6 protein-coding genes and 1 pseudogene (1 of these 7 only partly in view) are annotated in these 7,696 nt (G+C 40.3%); 3 read left to right on the plus strand and 4 right to left on the minus strand.

Annotated features, from left to right (window positions below; all coding sequences use genetic code 11):
• Positions 1-925: 925 nt before the first annotated feature.
• The 3 genes and pseudogenes from CDG79_RS45480 to CDG79_RS45155 all read right to left on the minus strand — a co-directional run.
• Positions 926-3,448: pseudogene (locus CDG79_RS45480) on the minus strand (ATP-binding protein); the annotation flags it as partial.
• 548 nt (positions 3,449-3,996) lie between these two features.
• The gene (locus tag CDG79_RS13660; protein WP_094342599.1) at positions 3,997-5,385 is read right to left on the minus strand and encodes a DUF3370 domain-containing protein; all 1,389 of its coding nucleotides are present in this window, start codon (positions 5,383-5,385) and stop codon (positions 3,997-3,999) included.
• Between the two features lie 323 nt (positions 5,386-5,708).
• Positions 5,709-5,906, minus strand: coding sequence for a hypothetical protein (locus tag CDG79_RS45155; RefSeq protein ID WP_317616587.1), 198 nt, complete (start codon positions 5,904-5,906; stop codon positions 5,709-5,711).
• A gap of 58 nt (positions 5,907-5,964) precedes the next feature.
• On the opposite strand from CDG79_RS45155, the gene hisH reads away from it, so the two are divergent.
• Positions 5,965-6,600, plus strand: coding sequence for an imidazole glycerol phosphate synthase subunit HisH (gene hisH / locus CDG79_RS13670; protein WP_094342600.1), 636 nt, complete (start codon positions 5,965-5,967; stop codon positions 6,598-6,600).
• An 84-nt stretch (positions 6,601-6,684) separates the two neighbouring features.
• On the plus strand, positions 6,685-7,230 hold the full coding sequence (rsmD, locus tag CDG79_RS13675) for a 16S rRNA (guanine(966)-N(2))-methyltransferase RsmD (RefSeq protein ID WP_094342601.1): 546 nt from the start codon (positions 6,685-6,687) through the stop codon (positions 7,228-7,230).
• Between the two features lie 128 nt (positions 7,231-7,358).
• On the opposite strand, the gene petG is transcribed toward rsmD, so the two are convergent.
• Positions 7,359-7,472, minus strand: coding sequence for a cytochrome b6-f complex subunit V (gene petG / locus CDG79_RS13680; protein ID WP_063721252.1), 114 nt, complete (start codon positions 7,470-7,472; stop codon positions 7,359-7,361).
• Positions 7,473-7,682: 210 nt separating this feature from the next.
• On the opposite strand from petG, the gene CDG79_RS13685 reads away from it, so the two are divergent.
• Positions 7,683-7,696: the 5' end (the start) of a c-type cytochrome gene (locus tag CDG79_RS13685; RefSeq protein ID WP_012411291.1), read on the plus strand. 361 nt of this gene lie beyond the right edge of the window; only the first 14 of its 375 coding nucleotides appear in the window; its start codon is at positions 7,683-7,685; its stop codon lies beyond the right edge, outside the window.

Genomic DNA, 7,696 nt, shown 5'->3' on the forward strand with positions numbered 1-7,696 from the left:
TCCCATAAGCATATTGACTATCTGCAAAAACTTTTAGGGCTGAGGTTTCATTAAATGTTTCATCGTTGAGACTAAACCGATCTGAAGTTGCTCCTTGCAAATTAGCCAGAACTTGATGTTGAATTGCTAAAGCTAAGGCGGCTGGAGGTCCCATTTTTTCAGCAAATTCAACTAATCGCTTTTGTTCCTCAGCTAGATATTCTAGGCGATCGCAGACTAAAAACTTTTTCCAGAAATTGAACGAACCACCATGAAAACACCAAGATAGCTCTCCTGCTTCCATCACTAGATAAAAGGATTGTTTGATAGTTTCTAAGCCTTCTGGCAATGGTCTGCGCCAGTGGCTCACAAAACTACCAAAGGTCATATACGCTTTGCCTTTAATCGCCAAAATGTTAGTTTGCTCGTTGAGTTGTAGAGCTAAAGCACCAAAGCTATCGCCTTTTTCGTACTCTTCAAAAATTGAACAAAGAACAGTAGCATACCAAATATAGACAAAGCTAGCGAGAGGAGTATTACCATATTGCAAACAAAGATTTGTCATTTTTAGAATGACTAATACCATCAAATCTTGATTAGCAATATAAGTCGGAGGAATCAGATTAATTAATAGTAATACCAACATTTGCTGCTCGTTGCTCTCCATTTGAGGGAGAAATGCAAGAGATGCAATTTGGCGATCGCCAAGATTTTTTGCTACTGCTTGTGCTGCCAATGTTATCGTCTGCTTATTGGGTGCAATGGGTAATTCCAAACCCAACATTTTTAAGCTGTCTAATCCTATTTGAATCGCTTTTTCATAGATAGCACTGTTTTGGTATTGTATCAATCGAATCGCGTTGATGGCGGCTTTATCTAATTGCGATCGTGAATTGTTCAACGTAGTTGCAACCAAGATTTCTGCTGCTTCAAAATCCCCAGCCAGATATTGACATTCAATGCATTCTCGATATAAAGAAAAGGTGAGATGATAATCGCTTTCCCAACTATCAAGTGGTAATAGTTTAATTCCTGCGGATAAATACAATACACCTGCTTGGTATGCTGTTGACAGTTTAGCTTTTTGTCCAGCTAGTAAATTGAGTTGGGAAATCTTTAGTTGTTCTGTTGTTTCAGTAATCTGAAACGAACCCATATTCAAATGGTTAACAATATCAAACAGTTTTTCTTCTTGTTCTGCATCTGAGGTATTTTGGAGTAGTAGCTGTCCTAAAGTGTAGTGAAACTGAGGTTTCTGGTCTTCGGCAATTAGGGAATAAGCTGCTTGTTGGACACGATCGTGCAAAAATTTATACCCCAGAGTCATCTCTTCCCTGTTTGCTAATGATATAAACGCTTCTCTACGAGACGCTACGCGTAGCTTGCTTCCCCGTAGGGGTACGCCTCCGCGTAGGCTATGACTAGGGACGGATGACTCTTGTTGATAAAACTTATAAACTTCAGTTTGAGGTAAAATTAAGCCTTCCTGCAAAGCCTTCCACAAACAAGTGGCTGTTTCTATTTGCGATTTTTTAGCAATAATCGCTAATGTTTCTAAATCGAACTGATTACCAATACAAGCAGCCAATTTTAATATCTCTTGCGTTGATTGAGAAAGCTTTTTTAACTGCAATGCCATAAACTCAACAACATCATTGGTGATTGCTTGCTGACTCACTTGTGTAATATCACATTCCCAACAAGCTGCTTCAAAATTAAACTGAATTAGTCCATGTTGATGTAATGCCTTAAGAAACTGTGTTATGAAAAATGGATTACCTTGAGTTTTTTGATATATCAATTGAGACAAAGGTAAGGCTAAATTTTCGGCACACTTTAGTGTCTCAGTAACTAATTGATTCAGTTTGCTTTGACTTAGTGGCATCAATGTAATGGTATTAATTATTGTTTGTGCTTTACTTATGTCTGCTAAAGTCAACATCAATGGGTGCGTTGCTGAAACTTCATTGTCGCGATAAGCTCCAATCAATAATAAATAACTACATTTTCACTCACTCATTAGCAGCTGAATTAACTTCAAAGATGCCAAGTCTGCCCATTGGAGGTCATCTAAAAAAATCACCAAAGGATGTTCTTTTATAGTGAACACCTGAATAAACTTCTGAAATAATAAATTAAACCGATTCTGTGCCGCAGTTCCAGAAAGCTCACCTACAGCAGGCTGTTGACCAATAATTTGTTCTAGTTCGGGAATTACTTCAATAATGACTTGCCCATTATCAGCGAGTGCTGCGAGAATTTTGAGTTTCCAAGTTTCTAATTGAACATCACTTTCTCGACTTAGTTGCCCCATTAAATCACGCAATACTTGTACAAAAGCTGAAAAAGGAATATTCCGATTAAATTGGTCAAATTTACCTTTGATGAAGTAGCCTCGTTGCCGAACAATTGGTTTATGGACTTCGTTAACGATCGCAGTTTTCCCAATGCCAGAGAAACCTGCTACTAGCATGAGTTCTCGCTGATTATTTGCCACCCGTTCAAAGGCTGCTAACAGAGTTTGAACTTCCTGCTCACGACCATACAATTTTTCAGGGATAATGAAGCGATCGCTCACATCTCGTTGAGCAATTTGGAAGTTCTGAATCTTCCCACTTTCTTGGATTTGAGATAAACAAATTTCTAAATCATATTTCAATCCCAATGCACTTTGATAGCGATATTCAGCATTTTTTGCCATTAGCTTCATCACTAATTCACAAATAACTTGAGGAATATCCTCATTTGTGAATGTTGAATTTCTAATTTTTAGTTCATCCGGCTGTTTCGCAATATGACAATGTACCAACTCCATTGGCTCATTAGACTCAAAGGGTAATTCACCTGTTAGTAATTCATAAAAAGTGACACCCAAAGAATAAAAATCAGTCCGGTAGTCAATGCCGCGATTCATTCTACCAGTTTGTTCTGGCGATAAATAGGCTAGTGTCCCTTGTAATACATTAGGACTCATTAAAGTTTGAGTTTCCTGTGACAACAATGATGCAATACTAAAATCGATTAATTTGACTTGTTTTGTTTCGGGATTAATCAGAATATTACTAGGTTTAATATCCTTATGAATAACGCGATGACGATAGAGAGTATCTAATGAATTGCATAGAGCGATCGCTAACAGTAAAAATTCTTGGAGACTTCGCTCACTTATCCACCACCAATCTTTCAGGGAAATTCCCCCAAAATCTTCCATCACCAACGCATAACCATTTTGGTACGGTTCCAAGTCATAAGTTTGAATGATTTCAGGTTGATGGAAATTTTTAGCGATCGTATACTGATTACGAAACTGTACAAGTTCAGTAAAACTAGGATAAAGATTTTTCAGCAGTTTAATCACTACAGGTTGTTGGTCAGCCTCTCGGTATCCGCGATAAACTAATGTTCTCGAACCATTGTAAAGTTCTTGGCTAAGATGATATCCGGGAACGTTAATTTGTTTACTAAACATAACTGCTGTATCTTTGAAACTTTTACGTTTATTGTTCCCAGATACGTCAAGCAATTAATAACTAAGGGATACTGAAAAATAAATGCTTCACAAAGGTTATAGGAATCCGGTTTGATTTCTGAAAAGATACGTAGGGTGTTATCGCGGAGAGTACGGCACGAAACCCTTGATAGTGGTGCGTTACGAACTTCGTTCTAACACACCCTACATACCTAATTTTGTTCAAAAATCAAATAGGAGTCCTATATGTAATTTATCAAGAAAGAATCAAAAGGTTATACCCTAAACTACATCTAGTAAGTAGTCGGACAAAAATATTTACAGTCATTGCGAACGCGAACAGCGTCTCGTAGAGAGCGAAGCAAATCTTTCCCAGCCCCATCTTGACAGGTTAAGGTCATAAACGATTTGTCAATAAGTAATAGTGCTTACAATTTTGTCGAAAACGCGGGTGGAAAACACAATTTTGGGGTTAGCGATGCCTACGCCTACGCATCATCAAAAAAGCGTCACTCATTCTGACCCAAAAAACTCCGTACAATATTTCATTACCGGTTTTGAGCCTGAGTTGATACTGTTAATACTTGTGGTGGTGTGGCATCCGGCGGATAGAGAAAGTCTACTTCTACCAAAGAGCGATCGCCAGCTTTCATATTTAATGAAACTAAGGGTTGTCCTGGTTGACCTCTCTTTTGTACTAAATGCACAAACTCAGTTTGTGGCTGATTTTGCTCATCTTTGTAACGTACCCGTACTGTCCCTCGGAAAAAGACTTCACGGGCTGGTGTACTCAGAAAGCGTAACCCTGGTTTGACTAACTGATTCTCTTTAAGTGGTGTTTGTATGGACACACTCACAGTTTGAGAACTTTGAGTATTGTTGTATAGCGGTAACTTGAGATTATATTGAATCCCATAGTTGCCATGAGCGCGATATGCGGTGTCAGAATAGCGCACCAGCATCGGCGCACTTTGAATTTGACCAGTTCCCAATGTTCCGCCATGCAGGGTACTCAAAGCGTAAGAAAATACTTGACCAGGCTGGGGAATAGTCAGATACCTAGCTTTAGGATTATCCACTAATAAGGCTCTCCATCGCGAACCACCAGCGACTCCAGCAACACGCCCATAAATTATCGGCTTGGCAGTTTCTTCTAGGGGAGTAGGCGCTTTATCTCGTGGCCCAGCCAGATCGCCATTATCTAGTAAATTCTGCCACTCTTCTAAAGTAGGCGATCGCTCACTGCCATCAGGATTCACCCTTGCAAACATCGCTAGGCTAGCTGCATAGACAGTGCCATTACTTTGCAATCGGATCAATGTAGACCGACCATTCAGAGGCGGTGTCAATCCCTGCACAGGAATTGGTAAATTTAGTAACATCCGACTTTGCTTTGCTGGAATCTCAATTTGGGCTGGGAAAATCCCTTGTCGCTGTCCTCTCAGTACATCAGACATAACGCGATCGCCTGGGCCAGCAAAAATTGTCCCTAAAGGATTTTGGCTAAAAGATGGTAACTGAATAAATGGTGCATCCGGTTGACTCAAATAACTCGCCGCCTGCCAAATATTCACCTTCACTGCTTGCGAACCAGGGTTGTGCAAAATTATCCCTAAATAGAGCGATGTCTCCGACGGGCTATGCCTACGCAAATTCTCTGGTGGTTCAGCCCTAGCAACATGATGGGCAAAAATATCAAATCGTCCCCGAAAGGGAAAATTCAGATGTGCTGTTGGCACTTTTTTCCCATCTGGTGGAAAAGTGGAGAGTAAAATTCCTTCTTTTAAAACCAATTCTGGACTATTGCTATTAAAAGTTGGCACTGTATCCAATTGACCTGGTAAAGGACGTACTTCTTGCTGTTGCACGACTTCTTCAGGTGGTGGTGTGGTAAGAGTTGATTGAGCTATTGGGAAAATTAGTAACAATGGAAACATATACTTAGATATTTCTTTCACCATACAGACATTAACAACTTGATGAAAGTGCCAGTTTGTTAATAATTAATACGAAATCTGCAAGAATCCCCATCAAATTTTTTTGATTGAGAACCAGTACTCGGACAAAAATACAACGGATCGTGAGTTGATTTTCGGTTAAGTAGTCAACACTGAATAGTAAAGACAAATTTACCGCAGTCATGGCTAATCTCAATTGCCACTGCTCACACCAATTTCTGTCTATAAAACTATTTTTCCCAGCTAGTAACTGCTTCCACACTTAATTGTGTAAGGATTGTAGCCTGTCTACAACAGATAATTTAATCAGATTGAATTGCATTGATTTTTTTCATTACCTGAGTACTTGTCAGTTGCACTACGGGTAACTGGCGGAAAAAACTTAAGTAATCTGGTATCAGATCGAGTTTGCTAACTTCAAGTAATAAATCATCAGAAGAATTCGACTGTCGATCTTTTAGGCAAATGTCAAAATAAGTTAATAGAATTCTTTTCTTCATAACAAATATTATTTAGAATAGAAAAACCCTCCATAATAAATTTACAAGGAGCAGGTGAATGCCAGTTATTGCGGTCGTAGACTACGAGATGGGAAATTTGCACTCAGTCTGTAAAGGCTTAGAAAAAGCTGGGGCAACTCCTAATGTTACTTATTCTCCAAAGGAATTAGAGCAGGCAGATGCAATCGTACTACCAGGAGTAGGAGCATTTGATCCAGCAGTGCAACACCTGCGAGCGCGTGGTTTGGAACAACCTATTAAAGAAGCGATCGCATCTGGTAAACCTTTCTTAGGAATTTGTTTAGGATTGCAAATTCTCTTTGAATCAAGTGCAGAAGGTATCCAACCAGGACTAGGAATTATCAAAGGAAAAGTGCGGCGGTTTCGTCCCGAACCTGACATCACTATTCCTCATACGGGTTGGAATCAGCTGCAAATGACTCAGGCAAAAAGCATTTTGTGGGAGCATTTACCGTCCGATCCTTGGGTGTATTTTGTCCATTCTTACTATGTTGACCCAATAGACCCGCTAATCCGTGCAGCAACCATCACCCACGGGACTCAAACCGTCACAGCTGCGATCGCTCACGAAAACCTCATGGCAGTTCAATTTCACCCCGAAAAATCCTCTAATATCGGATTGCAAATTCTGTCTAATTTTGTTGCTCAAGTCCGCGAAAAAATTCCTGCCTAATACTATCTTTGTCATTTGTTCTTTGTCCTTTGTCTAAAACTAATGACCAATGACTAATAACTAATGACCAATGACTAATAACCAATGAGCCTGAGAATTTACGGTAATCGCCAGCTAAAAACTTTACCAGGAAAAGAAACTAGACCTACCAGTGCGCGGGTAAGAGAGGCAGTATTTAATATTTGGCAGGGAGAAATTGCAAGTTGTCGCTGGCTAGATTTGTGCGCCGGTACTGGTTCAATGGGCGCAGAGGCTTTGTGTAGAGGAGCCAGCCTAGCAGTGGGAATTGAACAATCCAGCCGAGCCTGTGCCACCATCCAACAAAATTGGCAGCAGGTAGCTAATGCCGAGCAAGAATTTCGGGTATTGCGGGGAGATATTACGCAGCAGTTAAAGACTTTATCAGGCAAGCAATTTGATAGAATTTACTTCGATCCACCTTATGCCAGTGGATTGTACCAGCCAGTATTAGAAGCGATCGCTCACCATCAACTTTTAGATCCTAGTGGCGAAATCGCAGTTGAACACGCCTCACAAGGTTGGATACCGCCAGAGATTCCCGCTTGGGAAATTTGCCGCGAGAAAGTTTACGGCAACACATCACTTACTTTCTACAGAATTGTGCAATGAGAGGAGAAGGGAGTGAGAAAGACAAGGGAGAGAAGGGAGAAAAATTGCTTCTTTGTCCTCCTTGTCCCCCTTGTCTCCCCTATTCAGCACGGGCTAAACGTCCCGCTACCTCTGCTAACAGCACTTCCTCAACCGCCCAACTGATTGGGGCGCTTGTATTGCTTATAGGCAGCGTAAAACAGTCCGGCGAGGGTGACGAAAACTAGACCAAGGACAATACCTGATAGCAGGGGTTCAACCACTGGAAATCTCCTCTTTGTAATTATTAAATATTCGTTGCCTGTTTTTGATTTTACCAAATTTGGTATGAATCCTGCGTCCTACAGACTTTTTGGAGAGAGACTGCTCACAAGAAAATAGTCTTATGTGCTTGCAGACACGATCAAGAACTTTTAAGCTATGTGTAGGAAATGAAAACTTTTGAGCACACCTAGATTTTCACAGCAAACCTTTTGGATAACCAGAT

The sequence above is a fragment of the Nostoc sp. 'Peltigera membranacea cyanobiont' 232 genome (assembly GCF_002245985.1).
Lineage (GTDB): Bacteria > Cyanobacteriota > Cyanobacteriia > Cyanobacteriales > Nostocaceae > Nostoc.

Excerpts from the sequence above, each read along its gene's own strand:
- rsmD (WP_094342601.1), top strand. The coding sequence starts at position 6,685 with ATGAGCCTGAGAATTTACGGTAATCGCCAGCTAAAAACTTTACCAGGA.
- hisH (WP_094342600.1), top strand. The coding sequence starts at position 5,965 with ATGCCAGTTATTGCGGTCGTAGACTACGAGATGGGAAATTTGCACTCA.
- CDG79_RS45155 (WP_317616587.1), bottom strand. The coding sequence starts at position 5,906 with ATGAAGAAAAGAATTCTATTAACTTATTTTGACATTTGCCTAAAAGAT.
- CDG79_RS13660 (WP_094342599.1), bottom strand. The coding sequence starts at position 5,385 with ATGTTTCCATTGTTACTAATTTTCCCAATAGCTCAATCAACTCTTACC.